At 62.2% G+C, this 18,356-nt stretch carries 10 protein-coding genes; 2 read left to right on the forward strand and 8 right to left on the reverse strand.

Annotated features, from left to right (window positions below; genetic code table 11):
- Positions 1–82: 82 nt before the first annotated feature.
- A complete protein-coding gene (locus AC3ANQ_RS16440) occupies positions 83–2,764 on the reverse strand; it encodes a LuxR C-terminal-related transcriptional regulator (protein ID WP_488302021.1) in 2,682 nt (893 codons plus the stop codon).
- A 429-nt stretch (positions 2,765–3,193) separates the two neighbouring features.
- Here AC3ANQ_RS16440 and AC3ANQ_RS16445 point away from each other — a divergent pair, with 429 nt between their 5' ends.
- Complete coding sequence (locus tag AC3ANQ_RS16445) at positions 3,194–4,294, forward strand: hypothetical protein (RefSeq protein ID WP_488302022.1); 1,101 nt, start codon at positions 3,194–3,196, stop codon at positions 4,292–4,294.
- Positions 4,295–4,453: 159 nt separating this feature from the next.
- Here AC3ANQ_RS16445 and AC3ANQ_RS16450 read toward each other — a convergent pair whose 3' ends face one another.
- Positions 4,454–5,833 (reverse strand): glycosyltransferase family 2 protein, encoded by a 1,380-nt coding sequence (locus AC3ANQ_RS16450; protein WP_488302023.1) that lies wholly within the window; start codon positions 5,831–5,833, stop codon positions 4,454–4,456.
- Positions 5,830–7,239, reverse strand: coding sequence for a polysaccharide deacetylase family protein (locus AC3ANQ_RS16455; RefSeq protein ID WP_488302024.1), 1,410 nt, complete (start codon positions 7,237–7,239; stop codon positions 5,830–5,832). The genes AC3ANQ_RS16450 and AC3ANQ_RS16455 overlap by 4 nt, the downstream gene beginning before the upstream one ends.
- A gap of 530 nt (positions 7,240–7,769) precedes the next feature.
- On the opposite strand from AC3ANQ_RS16455, the gene AC3ANQ_RS16460 reads away from it, so the two are divergent.
- Positions 7,770–8,933 (forward strand): chitinase, encoded by a 1,164-nt coding sequence (locus AC3ANQ_RS16460; protein WP_488302025.1) that lies wholly within the window; start codon positions 7,770–7,772, stop codon positions 8,931–8,933.
- 222 nt (positions 8,934–9,155) lie between these two features.
- Here the strand turns inward: AC3ANQ_RS16460 and AC3ANQ_RS16465 are convergent, their stop codons facing one another.
- From AC3ANQ_RS16465 to AC3ANQ_RS16485, 5 genes are all read right to left on the reverse strand, one after another.
- A complete protein-coding gene (locus AC3ANQ_RS16465; RefSeq protein WP_488302026.1) occupies positions 9,156–9,776 on the reverse strand; it encodes a hypothetical protein in 621 nt (206 codons plus the stop codon).
- A 211-nt stretch (positions 9,777–9,987) separates the two neighbouring features.
- On the reverse strand, positions 9,988–10,992 hold the full coding sequence (locus AC3ANQ_RS16470; RefSeq protein WP_488302027.1) for a dTDP-glucose 4,6-dehydratase: 1,005 nt from the start codon (positions 10,990–10,992) through the stop codon (positions 9,988–9,990).
- Positions 10,993–11,023: 31 nt separating this feature from the next.
- A complete protein-coding gene (locus AC3ANQ_RS16475; protein WP_488302028.1) occupies positions 11,024–12,409 on the reverse strand; it encodes a nucleotide sugar dehydrogenase in 1,386 nt (461 codons plus the stop codon).
- A gap of 481 nt (positions 12,410–12,890) precedes the next feature.
- On the reverse strand, positions 12,891–15,572 hold the full coding sequence (locus tag AC3ANQ_RS16480) for a LuxR C-terminal-related transcriptional regulator (protein WP_488302029.1): 2,682 nt from the start codon (positions 15,570–15,572) through the stop codon (positions 12,891–12,893).
- Entirely contained in the window at positions 15,569–18,355 is a 2,787-nt protein-coding gene (locus AC3ANQ_RS16485; RefSeq protein ID WP_488302030.1) for a helix-turn-helix transcriptional regulator, read from the reverse strand. The genes AC3ANQ_RS16480 and AC3ANQ_RS16485 overlap by 4 nt, the downstream gene beginning before the upstream one ends.
- Between the last annotated feature and the right edge of the window lies 1 nt (position 18,356).

The raw sequence follows: 18,356 nt of genomic DNA on the forward strand, positions 1-18,356 counted from the left end.
GGCTGACCGCCAGGAGTGGCGGCGTCACCTAGTAATTGTCCCACCATTTGGCTTCGCTGCCTCATCCGCGGAGCTGCCCGGCCTACTCCTCCGGCTTCGCCAACTCGTCCCACAGCTCCGAGAGCTTCTGCCGGCGTGAGACACCGAGCTTCCCGTAAACCCGCTGAAGGTGCGCATTGACAGTATTTACCGCGATACCCAAACGAGCGGCCACTTCTGCGCTGCTCAACCCGGAAGCGACCAAGGCAGTCACCTCGCGTTCGCGCTGGGAGAGCTTGACGATCCCGGGAAGAATAGAGGACCTGGACTCCGGACCTTCCAGTCCGGGTTCGTCGTGCGCAAACACCTCCTCTTGGTCAAAAGCCCGGTCTTGCTGAGGCCCACCCGTGCTCGCTTCTTCTTCCGTTCCCGGCCCTGGTCCCTGTCCCATTTCCTTTCCTCCTTCCTGTCCTGGCTGCACTCCGGACTCGACACTCCACACGACCTCGGACACCCCCGGACCCATCTGCCGGTAGCCGCGGCTGCCGGTACGCGCGGCCAAGCCCAGGTTCAGCATTTCGAGTGCCCGGTGTCCCTTCTTTGCGGCCGAACCCGCAAGCTGAAGGAGCTTCCTGTGTGAGTGTTCTGCACCAATCAGCACTGACCGTGCCGCGGATGAATAGCTTTCAGCAAGCTGCGATGCCAGGTAATTTCCCGAACTGCGGCGCGAATCGTAGGCCGCCAAGGCGCGACGCACCTGGTTGACATCGCCAAGCAACCACGCAGCTGCGGCAAGTCCACCGAGGGTCGGTGGCAGAAGCCCGTCGGGATCAGCTTCGTCCAGCCGGGCCTTGGCCTGGCGGAACTGTTCACAAGCCGGTTCCAGGCTCCCCTGCCTGGCAAGAACTAGCGCCCTGTAGAGGTGTGCCGCCCCGCCGAAATAGCTCATCCGGTTGCTGTAGCTGGAACTGCCGACGCAGAACATTTCGGAGCCGCCCCATTGCCCGCGCCAGATCAAATTCGATCCGTGGATGGTCAAGACGGTGGAGAGGAAGTCCACGGGGCACCGTGGCAGCCTCCCCAAAGCTTCGAGGGCCGACGTCGAGAGAGCGACGGCGTCAGAGAACCGCCCGCTGACGGCGAGCCCTTGGGAGACAAGCGCCATCAAAAGCACCGCGGCCTGGGTAGGCGGTGGCGGATGGTTCTCCGAACGCAGTCCAGGGTCGATCAATTGGCTGCGGCAAAGCCTTTGGAACAACTCGCTACCGGCTGAAGGCCAGCTTCCGTTCTCCGCATCCAGATACAGCTGGAGAACGTCCAGTTCGTCCCGGACGGCTGCCTGGCCAAGATAGGCCGGCTCGCCCGGCTGGACCCCGACGGCGGCAGCCTCCAGCCGCCGTCGGGCATCCCGTAGAACCGACTGCAGCACATTTGCCCCCGGCGAAGTCGGCAAGAGGGCACGCAACAGCAGCCACACGGCGTGGGCGAAGTCCGCGGTCAAGACGTCAGGGGTATTTGCGACCAAACCTTTCAGGACAGTGACAGCACCGGGGAAATCCCTTGTGTGATACAGGGCCCTTGCCAGCTCCACCCTTGCGACCAGTCCGAGTTCCGGCGCCCGCACCGCATCCGCAGACCGCCGGGCCCGCCGGTTATCGTGAATGTCGTTCGCCGCAATCGCCACGGCCAGAAGGTCGGCGTCGGCTACTGGCAAACCGCTTTCCTGTTCGAGCTCCACCCGGCGGAACAGCGTCCAGAGCGAGTCATCCGCAACCGGGACGGAGATCTCGTAAATGCTTCGCCGAAGTTCCAAGACCCGGGCTGGCCCCAGCTGCTGCCGGGCCAGCCTCCCCTCGTTGGCGTGGCTGAGGGAAGCCGTCTCCTGGTTGTCTTTCTGGACACGGACCGTTCCGTCGCCCATGAGTGCTTCTATGGCCCGCTTTTGGACAAGCTGTTCGAGAACGGTCATCGGTACCGGCTCCCCGGCCGCCAGGAGGTCCACAACCTGACGCTGCGGCACTGAATATCCCTCAAGCCGGTGCCGGGTCAGCTCGAGCGCCTGCGAACCGTCCAGGCGGATCGGTCCGGACAGCACCCAGGAATCAGCGTGCTCCACGATCTCGCCACGCGCTGCGGCTTCGTCCAAAAGCAACTTCGCGGCCTGCAGGTTTCCCCCGGTGGCGGCATGGATGTCCCGGACCAGGCCCTGCGCGGCGTGCCCTCCTAGACGGTCATCGAGGAATTCGCGAAGCTGGTCCTGCGTGGGATCGTCCAGGGTCACCACCGAAAGCTGCCGCGAAACGACGGATTCCATCAGTTCCATTCTCAGTGGCCGGTCTGAGCGGTGGGTCGCGATCATGCGGATGTCCGGTTCAACAAGGAGCTGGCTCAAGAGCCAAAGGGACATGTCGTCCAGGAAATCGATGTTGTCCAGCACCAGCAGGGCCGAGGATCCGGCTGTCGAAGCGTTGCGCACTGCTTTGCGGCAAGCCGCCACGATGGAACCCGGCCACACTTTGGAGCGGGCCAGCAGGTCCGGAACAAGGGCCATGGCGATTCCAAACGGAATGTCCGCGAATGACTCGGACACGTTGCGGGCGATCACGCTGAACGACTCGCGAAGCACTGAAGCCGCGGCGTCCAAGAGAGTAGTCATTCCCGAGCCGCTCGGGCCTGAGATGACGATCCCTGCAGGTTCCGGCCCTGCCAAGGCAATGACAATCTCTTGAAGCTCTGCTGCCCGAATGATCGGGGGCGAGGTGTGGGTCCCTTCAGTATCGTCCATGGTCCTGTCTCATCTTCGGGCCGCCGGACACGTGTTCCTGATGGCCGCGGCACGGACCGGTGTCATTTCCAAACGTTACCCGCGGGTTTCTGTCCTGGATTGAGTGGTAACTACTTGATTTTCCAGGCCTACTTGCACTGCATCCAGGCGCTCCACGCAGGCTTTCGAAGGGGAATCTTTGCTTGGCTTCGAGGCCGGATGTATAGCCTCTGTTACCGTCCTGTGATCTGACTGTGTAAGCTGGTGCCGCAAGAGTAAGTTCTGGCTGGCTACTTCTGGGGAGTCGAAGCGCAGCCTATTTTCGTAGCAACTCTGTCGCCACACACCATTTGGCCGTGTACGACTCTGCGGCATTTTTGCCTCCAGATCGCCCTATCGATTGCCTCGGTCTCATATGTCTATGTCCCCAACAGATATGTCACCCAAAATATGAAACACCTGTTCACAGCACTCATCGCCGTGGCGCTACTGGCCTTCGGCGGGCTGGCCACCATCTCCGCCGTCCAGTCGTCACACAAATCCTCCTACCAGGCAGACGACCGGGATTCGAGCACGAGTACAAGCCCCTCGCCTTCCGCTTCCTCCGCCCCCCAGCGCATTTCGACGACGACGCCGACGCCGACTCCGAGGCCCAGCAATGTTCCGGCCGAGACGCCGTCTAGCGCTCCCGCCCCGGCCGCCGCGGCGGCTGCGGCCCCGCCGGCTCCCGCAGCAACAGCCGCTAGTGCACCCGTTGCCGCGCCTGCTCCTTTGGCTGCCACGGGCGGGAACTACCCCCTGCACACCAACATCGTGAGCACCAGCTTCTGGGTCGGCGAAATCTTCAATGCCAGCCTCTCGGACGGCTCACAAGTCTGCTCCACTTTCAATGGCCAGTGGGCACTCCAGCACACCGGCGTTAACCTCGGGACCACCCCTGCAAGCGCCAGCGGCTGCCCGGGCAGCCCCTACGGCGGTTGCGATGGTGTCAGTTCCGGCACCGGCACGAGTTTCCAGTGCGTCACGGAAAAGCGCGTGGCCAGTAATGGATACTTCCCGCTGCACCAGCCCAAGCCTTTGCAGAACCCGTTCTACTTGGACCTGCCTTACGACGACGTCAATGACAGCGTCGCTTTCGCTGGGCGTTGCACGGTGATTCCGTGGGCGGCAGCAGACAACGCCGCAACGGGCGTCAACCATTGCGCGGACTCGAGCTACAGCTACATGAAGAACGCATGGGTTCAGATCACCGGCCCCAATGGCGGCGTTTGCTACGGGCAAGTTGAGGATGCGGGCCCTTCCAGCGGTTCCCTCTACCACGACTCCGCCTACGTGTTCGGAGCGAACAACGCCCGTCCCGCCAATAAGCAGTTCTCCGGCGACCCGAGCCAAGGCGCAGGCATGGATGTGTCCCCTGCCCTGAACGGCTGCTTGGGCTTCGCTGAATTGAACGGCGACAATGACCACGTTTCGTGGCGCTTCGTGGACCGCGCCAGCGTGCCCGCCGGACCGTGGCTCACCGTTGTCACCACCTCTGGAGTCACCGGCTAAGAGACAATCCGCTTCCACGGCCTTTTGGTCAGCGGGCCTTTTGGTCCGCAAAAGAGGGGCGATCCCTGGAACCGGGCGGACGCCCATGTCCCAGCCGTCATGGCTGCGTGGCATGGGCGTCCGCGTGTCCGGGACTTGTCACCTCGGCTGTCCGTAGCCCTAGCCGACCCGTGCCACCGGCGATCCGGCCGCGCCCATTTCCTGCGACGGGCGTTGGATCCTTCGAACCGGGCTGACCCAAACTCCCGACGAACGTGACGAGTACGCCCTTGGCAATACCTGAAGGCAAATGATTGCATCGAGGATCCGCATCAAGGGAAACAGGGGAGCCATCAGCAGGAGGCGCGGGCTACGCATCGAGACCGCGGCAAGGATTGTCAGGAAGAAGTCCGGCAGGAAGACTCCGATGAGGACGTCCTGGGGCCGCAGGACACCGGATAGGAAGACGAAAACCTCCGATCGATCGCCAAAGATCCAGACCTCGACGGCGGCGAGGAACGATAGCAGGAAAGCGGGCACCAGCAGCACGAAGAAAAGGGAACTGGCTACGAGCTCAACAATGTATAGCCCAAGGACGAACCAGAATCTGCTGAACTTCAGGCCGTGCCGCCTGACCGTCTGCCAGAAACCGAGGATCCACCGCCTCACCTGCTTGACGTAGTCCTTCAGATTGTCCGGATCCTGTGTGTACGCGACAGCGGCGGACGGATGGAATGCGATCCGTCCCAGCTTCTTCGCATGGATTTCAAAGGTCATGTTGAAGTCTTCAATCACCAGTCCCGGCGCGAGGACCTCTATTTTGGTGAGCGCGCTGGTTCTGTACATGCTGGCAAATCCCGGAACGATCGAAACGACATTGGTGCCCCGTGCTGCTTGGCCGTATTTGAGCAGCAGTTGGACCGCGATGTACAAGCGTTCCCGGTAGGCCACCAAGAAGCGGCCCATCGCCGTCGGGGATGGCGGAGTCATGATTGACCTGGCGCGTCCCGCGACGGCGACAACGGTGGGATCCGAAAACAGCGGCAACCCCGTTTCGAGATAATCCGGGGCCGGGCGGGTGTCCGCGTCCAGAAGCATGACCACCTTGAAACGCTTGCACAGGTCGAAATGGGCGATTCCCGCCGCGAGCGCGCCTGCCTTACCCCGGTTCGGTTCAAGCTCAAGGACTTTTATTCCTGCGGCCCGGGCAATAGCTGCGGTGTCGTCCGTGGACATGTCCGAAATGATGTGGATGTTGCGCCGAGGGACCAAGGCGGACGCGGCAAGAATTGTCTCTCTGATGACGAGCGCCTCATTGTGGGCGGCTACGAGGACTGCGACATTCGAAGGGTAGATTCGCGCTCCCTTTGAACGATGACGGCCCCGCTCACGCCGAAGGATCGGCGCCTTGCCGCTACTCAGCAAGGCGATCCACTCACGGATCCGGTAGGACAATCCGCGGGCCCGCCACGACTCCTCACCTGCCAGACGTACCAGCCCGGCAAGGGACCAGAAAATCGTGTTGACACCCAGAACCAAAAAGATCGAAAGGACTATCACGGCGATGGAGCTCCAACTGTGTCGTACATTGCGTAATCGTCGGTAACAAGTTGGCCATCGCTGAAAAGGTTCAAACCAAAGCTGATGGCTTCTGCACCGGGCGGAACGGGCGGTGTTTCCCAGATTGCCTGTTCGTAGCTGGTGTTTGGCGCAAACCATGGGCTGGCCGTCCAGTAGGTCCACGTGCCCAGCTTGTTGCGGTAATACAGTTCAAACTGCGTTTTCGCCGTGGACTGATACCACGCACGGAGTGAATATTTGTGGCCGGTAGTCACGCTCGGGGCACATGCCCCAAGATCGAGGACGGGAAGCAATTTGGCGTCACCGGACGAATATTCGGTCACGTCCAGACGACGGGCCACCGCACCAGTGTGGCCCGGGGTCAAGGTGCTCAGCACTGCCGTATTCTTGCCGTAGGACGAAACCTGCCAGCATTGCGGCAAACCGTACTTTCCGGCGATCTCCAGCCCGGGATTGCGCAGCGCGTTCTTGCCCGGTGCTGCCGGTGCCGCCACCGGACCGTTCACCGCTGGTTTCGCTACGCCGCCGATCACGTCATGCACCGTGCGTACAGCCATGGTCCCCTGTTGAGTCCTCGCAGCCAGCCAGGTGGCGAACTGTTCGAACAAAGCGGGATTGACGGAGCGGGGACTACCGCTGGTGTCGATGTCGTAGAAAGTCAGCTGCAACCATCCCCCCGCCTGTTCAGCTTGAACCACGGTTGCCTGGAGGGAGGCCAACGTCCAGTCGCTGCCGACCTCGGACGTTGCCCGGGTCCGGAACATGTTGGCCGGGCGGACCGTTTCTGCCTGGGCACAGGTGGCGCAGTCAAACGGACTGTGTATCTCACCGAGACCCCGGGCACTGTTGTAGCCGCACCCGGCAACGAGTTCCTCCGACTTCGCTGTTGAAGTCGCAAACGGATAGGCGAAGGAAGTGACCTTAAAGCCCCAATCCGTGAGGTTCGTCCGATCATTGCAGATCTGCCTCGAAGCTTCATCGGGTTCCACCGCAGTCACATCGGCAAGAGTGACTGTATGGCCTCCGATTTCATTTTGATCAGTGGCCAGACTGTGGAGATTCTCGATCGTCATGTAACCGGGTGCGCCCACAAATCCTGAATCGATGAAGAAAGTGCCGCGAAGTCCGTGGTCCTTGAGGATCCGGGCCGCCTCCATTTGATTTGCCCGGCCTGAATCAAACGTCAGGCTGACCGAAGAAAGCGGGGCGGCAGAAGCCGTGGCGTCAGGCTGGGAGGAGCCGGCCGGAGTCTGGTTTCCGTTGAGCAGCGACGTTGCGCCCGTCAACAGGAGCAACACCGAGACCCACGAGGCGGCCCACAAGCCCACCCGTTTCCTGGACGTGCGGACCGGGCCGGACGCGGAGTCCTTCCTCCCGGAGCTCATCGCCGAGCCTCAGTGAGTAGGTTCCTGAAGGGGCCGGTGGCGACTGGGGGAAGCCTCGGTCTCAAAGGCTTATTCACCACCGGCCCCCGCTCAGGGGCCCTCTCTATGAGGGCACGCTGCCGAGAAGCAGCGCCATCCTTTGGGGATGGATCTTTGGGAGGGAACGTGCTGGAAACCTCGACGACTGACTCGAACGCGAGCCAATCGCCTTCTCGGATCAACCTTTTGGGTTCTGATGCCGCTCGGACCAGAGCGTCCTTTTCCATTTTGAGACCCGTCTTTCCCCCGTTGCCCTCACCCAACTGACACCATCAGCCTATGGAGTCGGGAGACGACGGACACGAGTACGCTCTACCCGTCTTTACACTCAACCTTTGGCTTCTGAACAACGCCACTACTCGTGCGCCACGTACCGAATCCGCCGGATCAAACACCAATGCGGAAGCACAGGCGAATCCGATCTGTTCGTGGTCAAATGGTGCATCAAAGCAGTCGGGGTTTTCCGAGCGGGTATCAAGGATGGCGGAAGAGTGTCCAAGAAACGGGGAAGCGGCACCACCGTTGCGGCTGAGGCAGGCAACGTACGGGACGTCCGTCACTTGTCCGGCCGGCCCCGTGGACGTCGCAGCCGGCTGTCAAGCCTTGCACGGGTCTGGGTCGCTGTAGGCCTGGTCGTGGCCGGGGTCGGGGGCTTTCTGGCGTGGCGCGTAGCCACGGACGCAAACGGCGCGTTCCAGCCGCCATGGTTTTCCGGTTACGTTGACGTCACAGTAGTCCCTCAGTACCCGTTCGACGCACCCCTGGGCGAGGCCACCAAGAATGTCACGCTGGCGTTTGTGGTGGCAAACGCCGGACAGGCCTGCACGCCTAGCTGGGGTAGCACCTACAGCCTCGACGCCGCGAAAGCTTCGCTCAAGCTCGACGAACGCATCGCCAAGCTACGGTCAAACGGCGGCGCGATCGCGGTGTCCTTCGGCGGTTCGGTGAACAGTGAGCTCGCCAACTCCTGCCAGAACGTCGCGGAGCTGGAAAAGGCCTACCGGGCAGTCCTGGAGCGCTATAACCCTGCGACCATCGACTTTGACATCGAAGGCACCAATCTCGCCGACAGCGCCGCCTGGCAGCGCCGCGCCGCAGTTGTCGCCGCATTGCAGAAGGAGCGAAGCAAAGAGGGACACTCCCTCGCCGTCTGGCTGACGCTTCCAGTCACGCCGCAAGGATTGACCGACGGCGGAACCTCCGCTGTCGATCAAATGCTCGCCGCCGGCGTTCAGCTTGCTGGCGTCAACATCATGACGATGAACTACGGCTCAAGCCGAAGTGCGTCGCAGAGCATGCTTGATGCCGGGACGTCGGCAGCCCAGGCCACCCACGAGCAACTCAGCATCATCTATCAGCGTGCAGGAATGACCCTCAACGGCGAGCAGATCTGGAGCAAAATGGGGTTGACCCCGATGATCGGCTGGAACGATCTCCCGGGCGAAGTGTTTGACCTGGATGCGGCGCGCGGGTTGAACTCCTTTGCCCTCAGCAAGGGAGTGGCGCGGGTGTCCATGTGGTCCCTGAACCGGGACATGTCCTGCGCGCAGGCCACCTCGGAAGGACCGGCCAGCCACATATGCAGCGGGATCAACCAAGGAAGCCAACGCTTCTCTGATGTGTTGGGTGCAGGTTTCCAAGGCAAACTGCACTGAGCCTGCCGCTCAAGACCTGCCGCCCAACAAGGTTTCAGACGAGGCCCGGATGTTCGGATCCGGCCCTGTTTTTGGCTTCGGCCGGGCGGGCAAGGTGCCGGCCGTTACCGCGCCGAAAAAGCCTCTTAAGCCATTCCATGGATACCTCCAGTTTTCAAGGGATTGTTAGAGGGATTGCCCGGACCGGATTGTTTCGAATCTCCCCGGGCCCGGCCGCCTGGCCTACTTCACTTGGCTGACCGTGACGATGTCCAGCCACGGCCCCGAAGGAACCTGGTCCCGCGGCACGAACTGCCAATCGACTTTGTCCGATTCACCGTCGAGCTCGGAAAAGCCGAGACACCCGTTGAGCGCCGGCGAGACGTCCATGCCGGCCCCGTTGAACTTCGTGTTGACGGGCCGTGCGTCATTGGAGCCAAAAACGTAGTTCTTGTCGTGGTATTGGCCGGGACCGGCGTCTTCGATCTGTCCATAGCATTCATGGCCTCCCGTGCGGATCCTGACCCACTGGTTCTTCATGTAACTAAAGGAACGGTTCTTCTCGTTGCCCGCAAAGCCAGGATCGTTGGCCCAGGGAATCACACTGGCTCGTTCGGCAAAAGCCGTGGCATCGTTGACGTCGTCATAGGGAAGATCCAGGTAAAAAGGGTTCTGCTTCGGAGTCATGCTGGTCGGCGCAAATCCCTTGGCCGCTGTTCTCGCCTCGGTGGTGCAGCCGTTCTTGAGGACACCGTCACAACCTCCGTAGCTCTGCATCCACTGGGAGTCGTAGGTGGACATCACCTGACTGCCATCAGCCGCCTTGGGGTCGAAGATCTCCCCCACCCAAAAGGTTGTTGCCACGATTCCTGTGTGCCACGGGTATCGCCCGGCGGCCGTGGAGAAGGGACTCGGCGCTGGTGCCGGCCCAGAGCACGCTGCAGTCAGCAGGGCCAAGACCGCAAGAGCAGCCACTCCAGCGAGACCAGGGCGCCGGGGTCCGGATCCTGAGGGATTCACATCGTGCTCCTGGAGTGGGTTCGGCAGTACGGTGGAGGCCATCTTGCCCACTCGTTCAAGAGGCCAGGGTGACCTTCCAACCCGAAGGATCCAGGACTTTGGCCGGCTTGTAGTCAGCGGCGACGTTGAGGATGATTTCATCGATGGTGGTCTTCGGGTCGAAGCCAACAAGCTCGCGGGACCTGCTATTGTCCGGAACGCGCCGGCGCATGTCCTCGTACCCCTCGGAGTAAGCCTGCTGATAGGGAACCAGGGTGATGGGACTTTCGCTCCCGAGGAGTTCAACGATCCGTTGGGCCAGCGTCAGAATGGAAATCTCGTAGCTCCCACCGAGGTTGAACGCATTCCCGTAGGCCAGCGGTTCCTCGGAAATACGGGTGATGGCGGGAACGATGTCACCGACGTAGGAGAAGCACCTCGTCTGCTGGCCGTCTCCGTACACCGTCAGGGGCTCGCCGACGAGCGCCTGCCGCACAAGTCGCGGAACAACCATTCCATAGCGGCCTGTCTGGCGAGGTCCTACCGTGTTGAAGAGCCGCACGATAGCAACGGGCAAGCCGAATTGGCGCCAGTATGCGTGCGCAAATGCCTCGTCAATACCTTTGGCCGCAGCATAAGTCCACCTGGACTTGAGCGCGGATCCAAGGATGCGGTCTGCCTCCTCCGAAAGGCTGTCCGAGGTGTTCTTGCCGTAGATCTCGCTCGAGGATGCCAGCAGCAGCGAGGCACCCGACTCCAGGACAGAGTCCAGGACCACTTCGGTGCCATGGATATTCGTGCGGAGGCTCTCCAGAGGGTGGTCAACAATCAGATTCACGCCGACGGCGGCCGCCAGGTGGAAGACCCTGTCGGCACCCGCCGCAACTTTGTCCACGGCGTCCCGATCGAGAATGGTGCCCTCCACGAAGTGGAAGTTCCTGTGGCCGATCACACCCTTGAGATTCTCGAGGCGTCCCGTCGACAAGTTGTCCAAGACCGCGACCTCGTCGCCGGCCGCCAACAGATGCTCAACGAGGTGGCTGCCGATGAATCCGGCACCGCCGGTGACTGCTGTTTTCATTTCTCCTGCTTCCGTCTAAAACCTGGTGGATCTAGAGTCGGGTTACGTTGTCGGCTTTGGGCAAGCGGTACGTGGTGTCAAGCACTGCGGGTGCTCCGGCCAGCCAGTCAAGGTCCATCTGGCTGTGCCTCGTGTGCAGGATCACCAGGTCCGCCCCCCAGTCAGCAGGCGATTGCTCGGATTGGAGTGTCCCGCCACGGCCGTCGGGCGCCGTCCGGCACCAGGGATCGGAGTACGCGACTTCCGCTCCGTCGGCGATCAAGGCTGCGATGATCTCCAACGCCGGGGACTCCCGAAGATCTTCGACATCGGGTTTGTAGGCAACACCGAGGACCATCACGCGCGCGCCGGCGACACCGTGGTTTCGATCCGACAGGATGCGCCGGGCCTTTTCCACCACCTGGTGCGGCCTGCCCGCTATTCCTGCCATCGCTTGTTCGATCACTGGTGCCGTCAAGCGGGCTTTGCGCAATTGCCACAGCAAGTAGTGGGGGTCGCAAGGGATGCAATGTCCACCGACGCCGGGACCAGGTGTGAACGGCATGAATCCGTAGGGCTTGGTGGAGGCCGCATCGATGACGTCCATGACCTCCATGTTGAGTTCATGGCAGATGTCGGCGAACTCGTTCGCCAAGGCGATATTGACGGCCCGGAAGGTGTTTTCCACCAGCTTTGTCATTTCGGCGACGTCCGCCGACGGGACTACGTGGACCATCTTGGTGCTCGCGCTCAGCAGCCGCTCGGCAGCTTCACCGCAGGCCGGGGTCACGCCGCCAACTACCCGGGGAACGTCTTCGTGTGAGAACGAGTCCACTCCGGGATTGATGCGTTCCGGCGAGAATGCGACGAAAACGTCCCTGCCGGGGATGAGCCCCTTGGCAGCCAACGGCAAAGCCAGCAGGTCACGCGTGGATCCCACATACGTTGTGGAGGTCAGCATCAACAGCTGGCCCGTGGTGGCAAAGTCGACTACGGAGGCACAGGCGGCCCGGAGAATACCGAGGTCCGGGACCAAATACTCGTCAACAGGGGTCGGAACGCAAACGACCACAGCCGCCGCGCGGGCAAGCAATGACAGATCGCTGCTCAACATGAAGGTCGGGTCCAAAAGTGCGTTGCTGAGCCGCTCCTTGTCGGAATCCAGAAGATCTGCCCGCTGCTCGCGGATCACGGCCAGCCGGGCATCGGACACATCCAGGCCCAGGACGCGGCGGCCGGAGGCGTTGATGGCCAAGGCCGTGGGCAGGCCTACGTAGCCCATGCCCACGATAGCCACGTCGAAAGTGAATGCCTGGTCCTGCGTGGTTGTGGCCTGAGTTTCACCGCCCCCAGGCCATGCCGGTACCGGCGCGTGCACGGACTGGGACTTTCCGTTGACCTCTGTCTTGAGGGTCTTTACCTTCGTGTTCGGTGCCATGGTCAGCCGACCTCCCGGTGCCTGTTGTCTCCGGCGTGAAAAAAAACCGGCGACGAAACGGGATGTGCCCTGGTCTCAGAGGGCACGTGACCGCCCGCCGCCGGCTCGCTTTTGGGGGTACTCGCAGAGTGTGGGAGACCGGTCGCATTGGAGCTGATTTCTCGCCGGATTGCCGGTTGGTTTACCTGTAGCAAAGAATTCTTCCTGCGTTTCATCTCGAGGCCCACTTGTCCCCAATTGAGTGGCGGTTGCCATCAAGAAAGAGCGTATTAACCAACCCCTAGGGCAGGCGCGAGTGGGCTCTACCCGTCTTTGGATGCGCTATTCCGCCCAAATCCGAGGACTACCCGTCCGGGCATTCTTAACCACTCGATTCGGTACTCGCTTTGGTCCCCGCCCCTTGATATCCGAGCACGGACGACGGCGGAGGGAGACTACGCGGCAAACGTCCTCCGGGCCCAGTGGGCACCGGAGTTTACCGCTAGCCCAGGTTCTCCGTACCGTCGGCACCGTTCATCAGGTCTTCACGGTGGCTAATGCCGAGCTTGGCAAACATCCGGTAGAGGTGGCCTTCAACGGTGCGCAATGAGAGGCCCAAGCTGACCGCAATGTCCTTATTGCTTGATCCCGACCGCACAAGCGTTGCGATTTCCTGCTCTCGCCGGGTGAGCTTCTGGAGGTCGGGAGAGCTCCCCTCGCTAGCCGGACCTGCCTTGTCGAGGGCAGCGGTGCGGCGCTTGAGAAGTCGCTGTCCCTCAAGCTGGCGTGCTTTGTCCCCCCTGCTTTCCAGGATCCGAAGGGCGTGAACCGCGCAATCAGCTGCGGCGAGTTCCAGGCCCTCCCTGGACGCCAATTCGCTGAGCTCAATGAGTCGATCCGCGTCCTTGTGCGTGAGGGCCAGCCCAACGCTCAGGGCAAACTCCGCAGTGCGGCCTTCACTGCCCTCGGCTACCGCGGTCAGCCTCCGAGCCACGCTCGGGTCTCCCAGTCTGAGGACCAACATCAGGATGTCAATCTCAGCGCCTATTGCGCCGTCCGCGGCGGCGGAATCCGCAAGGGACATTAGCCGCGCGATCGCCACTTGCGAGCCGGTCTGTTCGGCTCTCGCCACTGCCGCATGGCCCTGAGCCAGCAGCGATGGATGCACCCCTTCCCGGATCATCGCGTCGTACTCGATTGAGTACGACGCAGCGGTGTCACGGCGTTTCAGGATCGACGCCGCGTACGCGGCGGCAGCAACGGCGTCGGGCAGGTCACTTCCCATGTCTGAGACCCGCAGCATGCTGACCGCTTGGCGAAGCCGTGGCAGCGCAAGCCCCAGGTCCCCCTTGCGCAAGTCCACTATTCCGGCTGCCAGGTGGAGCATCCCACCCGAATAGATCAGCGAGTTCGGTCCCTGGGAAACATGATTCCTGAGGAATGCGTCAAGAACGTCAAACTCACCCGCCTGTTGCAGGGCCAGGATGTAGCAGCGCATGACAAACCCCGCGTACTGGAGGCTCCAATCGCCGCTTGTGGCGACCATCTCCTGGATGCCCATCAGAATCTGGAGGGCAGAGACCGGCCGGCCCGTGACCGCCATGGCCTCCGCGAGGAGCGCGCCCGCCACCAGGTGGGACTCGTCGTCATCGGTTTCGTTCCAAATCTGGCGGAGCTCACGCTCTGTCTCGACATAGTGGCCTTCCGATTGGAGGCCTTGCAGCGAGAGGAGCCTGCTTCCCAGCTTTCCGCGTTCCAGTTCCCCGGGGTCAATGCCCTGCGGAGCCTCAGCGAGCCTTGCGAGGGCCGCCTCCCATTCGTAAGCTGCCTGCTTGATGGCGTTCGGCCCGACGCCTTGGCGTCCGGCAAGTTGGGCCGCCAACATCGATGCGTGCCGGAGCGTCCGCGGATCACTCGTCCGGTCCACAACCCCGGCAAGAGACGACACCGATCCCCGAATATCACCGCGGTACCATTTGGCCCGTGCCACCTCTACTTGGGCGGCGAGTCGCAGGGACGGATCCTTGATCGCGCCGGCCACTCGTTCCACGTAACTAGGGATGAACAGCCGATTTGCCAGTTGGGCCGCTTCCAGGATGTCGGCATCCGGGACCTTGGTGCCCGATTCCAGCCCCCATGAAACGTAGCGCAGCAGGCCGTCCATCGTCTGCGGTTTGGCACCCATCAGGTCCACGATGCGGCGTCGGATGGTCATGCTGTGGGCAGTGGGGACCAGCTGGCGGATCACTTCGCCGACCAGCGGCTGGGCCAGCCGGACATGCCGTGCGGGGTCGGACGCGATCTCTATGAAATGCAGCTCCTGCAATTCATCGACGGCGTTGGAGTAGCTTGCCTGTTGTACTACGTTCAGCGGAACGGGCTCTGCCAGCGCTACGGTCTCAAGGGTCTCTCGCTGTTCGGGTCCCAGGAGGAGGATCTGGTTTCTCACCAGGTCCATCAAACGCACGCTGGTTCCCCGAAGCTCACCCGAGAGCATCCAGGCGTCGTTACGGCAGACCAACTGGCCAAGTGACTTGGCGTGGTCAATGAGCTCCAGCAAAAACATCGGGTTTCCGCCGGAGTACTTGCAGAGGAGGGCGCTGGCGCCTTGGACCACGGGTCCGTCCAAGGCATGGGCGCAAAGTTGGTTTACTTCCTGCTCGTTGAGGGGATGCAAGTCGAATCGGTCCACGAGTCCCTCGGACCACATCGAGAAAACCTCTGCTGGCGGGGCAGGATAGGGACGGCACAAAAACACGACTTTGGCGGCTTCCGCTGCCGCCAGCTGCGCCAAGACAGCCACGCTGCTGTCGTCGATGTGATGCGCGTCCTCAACGATCAGAACGGCCGGTGCCGGGTGTGGCTGCCCTGCAGGGTTCAATGCTGCGACGACCGCCCTGAGGACGGACAACGGCTCGTTGATCTGGCCCGGGGTCAGTGCGGTCAGCAGTGGTGCCAAGGCCGCAAAGGGTACCGACGCCAGAGTCGGGCCGGCAAAGACCCTGAAGGGGCGCACTCGGTGGCCAAGTTCATGGACCGCCTCGTTAATCAGTGCAGTCTTGCCGATGCCTGCATCGCCGAAAAGCAGCACACCCGGACCGTTGACATCGAGAAGGCAATCTACGACGGCGGCCATGACGCTGAATCGTCCAACCAACGGTTCGGTGGAAACCACCTCAGTCATTGCGCACCACCTTCAACGCTGCCAAGGGCAAAGCTCAGTTCCGAGCGTTCTACGATCTTCAGCTTGCCGAAGATCTGGTAGAGGTGCCCCTCTACCGTGCGTACTGAAACGTGGAGCTTCGCTGCGATACCCTTGTTGCTTTCCCGTTTCGCCGCCAGCTTGGCAATCTCCAACTCGCGCGCAGTCAGCTTCAGTCCCTCTTGCTGGCCACTCTGCGGGGTGCGCAGGTGCTGCCTGCAGGTCTCCGCGAGCTGCCGTGCCTTCCGAAGGGCCGTCTTGTCCAACTGGACGTGTTCCAGATGCAACACGGTCTCGGCGATGTCGAAGGCGAACCTCTCGTTCTGCATGTCTTCGGCCAACTGTGCCGCTTCAAGAAGAAGCTCAGCGCTACCCGATATCATCGCTCTCGCGTACACGGCGCACAGTTCCGCGAATCGTCCCTGGCAACTGAGTGCCGAGTCCAGCAGCCGAGGAGCGGACGCCACCGCACCGAGGCGGACGGCTGAGCTAAGGCAAAATATCTCGTGACCGGGAGCACCCTCGTCCCGGTCGGCGTCGGCCAGGCCGAGAAGTTCGTCGATGGCGGTTGCAGGGCCTTCGAGGCGCTCCCGGGCCAACGCCGCGAGGTACTTTTGCGTCCGCTCCTTCCGCCACGTCGGCCTGCGCTGCTGGGTGGACGCTTCCTCCAAGTAGCGCAAGGCTTGGTCGGGCTCACCCTGCAATGCCGACGCGTAGGCGGCCGCAGTGCAGGCGATATCCAGCATGCCTTCGTTGTCCTGGACACGCAATTGGCTTATCACAGGAATGAGCGCTTCCATGCCGTCTTGGGCTCGTCCCTGAAGGCAAAGGAAGATCGCTTTGGGAAGATCAATGGCCGTCGGGAGTGCCTCGGCCGACGAGACCAGAACGTCGTCGTCCGGCTGGACCATTTCCCCTGCCTTATCCCACCTTCCGGCAAGCACGAAGGCGAAACTGAGGCGCGATGTCGCGCGGCGGGCCGCCGCGACCGAAACAGCAGGATCATGACAGTCCGCCATCAGCTGCTCGGCCAAGTCCGCCGCCTCGGATTGCCGCCCGGTCAAGGCCAAGGCCTCGCACAACCAGCTTCCAGCGAGCAGACGGAACTCCGTGCCGTGGGACTCAAAGTCTTGAAGTACCTCTTCCAGCTGGACTGCCATCTCGGCGTAGGAACCCGAATAGCTGGCTGCCTGCGATTCGGCCAGGACAAGTTCCTCCCGAAGTTCGGCGATATCCTGCCCTCCCCCGGCCGTCGCAGTTCCGTCGTCCAGGCGCCGTCGGACGTGTGCCAAGGTCTCACAAGCCTGGCCAGTGGTTTCGCGCCGGGCCAGAAGGACTGAGCTCTCGGCGAGTTTGAGCCGTACCCATTCAGACAGGGTGGCTTCATCCCCCGGTCCTTCGTGGTGTTGCTTCAAGACGTTCCGGGCACCGGTCACATCACCCAGTGTCATCAATGCGTGGGCTTCCTCGGCTACAGCCGCGGGCATCAGGGAGTGGTTTGGAATGGACCGGACCAAGCGCAAGGCCAGCCGCGCGTCAAGTTGCCGATTCGCAACGGCGGCAGCGTCAAGAGCTTCTTCCGTACCGAGTTCAGCTCCGCAGTCCAATGCCCAGGAAGCCATGTGCAGCAACATCAGGCGCTGGCCAAGGGACGGATTCGTCGCTTGGGCCAACATGTCCCGTAGTTCGTTGCTGCGGCCGGGAGGAACGTTCGCCCGGACCACGTCGCCCACGAGTTGGCTTTGCAGCCTGGCCATCCGCGGCAGCGAATCGTCCACCACAAGGACGCCCCTTTTCTCGAGGGAATCCACATCGTCCGGTGACGCCAGCGCCAGAAGGGATTCCAGGGGGACGGCCTTTGCCAATGAGAGGATCTCGAGGACTTTGCGCTCGCCGCTGCCCATCCGGCCAAGCCGGGTGGTGATGAGATCAGTGATTGCCCGGCCGTGCTGTTCGCTCCGTGACGTCAGGACCCAGACGCCGTCGCGCTTGAGAAGCGCTCCCGATTCGGCGAGCTCTGCCGCGAGCATCTTGAGGTAGTGGGGGTTGCCCCCGCTTGCTGCCCAAAGGGCGTGAGCGCCCGACGGTGAGACCTTCGCTCCAAGGCCGGCCTCGAGCCAGTCGTGTGATTCCTGGAAGGTAAGTGGTTTGAGGTCTATCCGGTGCAGGAAGCCGTCGCCGCAGAGCCTCGTGATCTCGCCACAGAGCCGCTGCGGATCAGTGCAGGTCAGGACAAGCTGTGCAGCGCCGTTCCGCGCGAGTTGGGCCACCGTCATGGCCGCCAGCTCATCCAGCTCGGCCGCATTTTCAATGACCAGGTACACCGGTTTTCCCTCGGCACGCTCACGGAGTAAAGCGGTGAGTGCTGACAACACCAGGACTGGATGGGCTAGGTACCCCGGGTCAAGATCGCTCAAGAGAATATTGAGGGCGCCGTAGGGTGATCCCGCCAGCGCGGCGCTGCCACGGATGACGACGACGAACGAACGCCCGCGAATTTCGTTCACCGCGCGGGTGGTCAAGTAGCTCTTGCCGCTCCCGGACGGCCCCGTAACGAGTACGCCACCCTTGGATGCCGCGAGCGCAAGTGCGATGTCGTCAACAGTGGCCCTAGGTCCAATCGGCGGCCACGCCATCGAGACTACCGACTTGCTCTCGCCGCACTCCTGCAGGGATGGAGACGAGGATGCGTCGAATGCCTGGTACCGCGACCCGTCTCCGGACCGAGCGCCGTGGACCGTAGATGCACTGCCTGCTGTCAACATT

This window comes from Arthrobacter sp. DMZ02-1R (assembly GCF_057747935.1).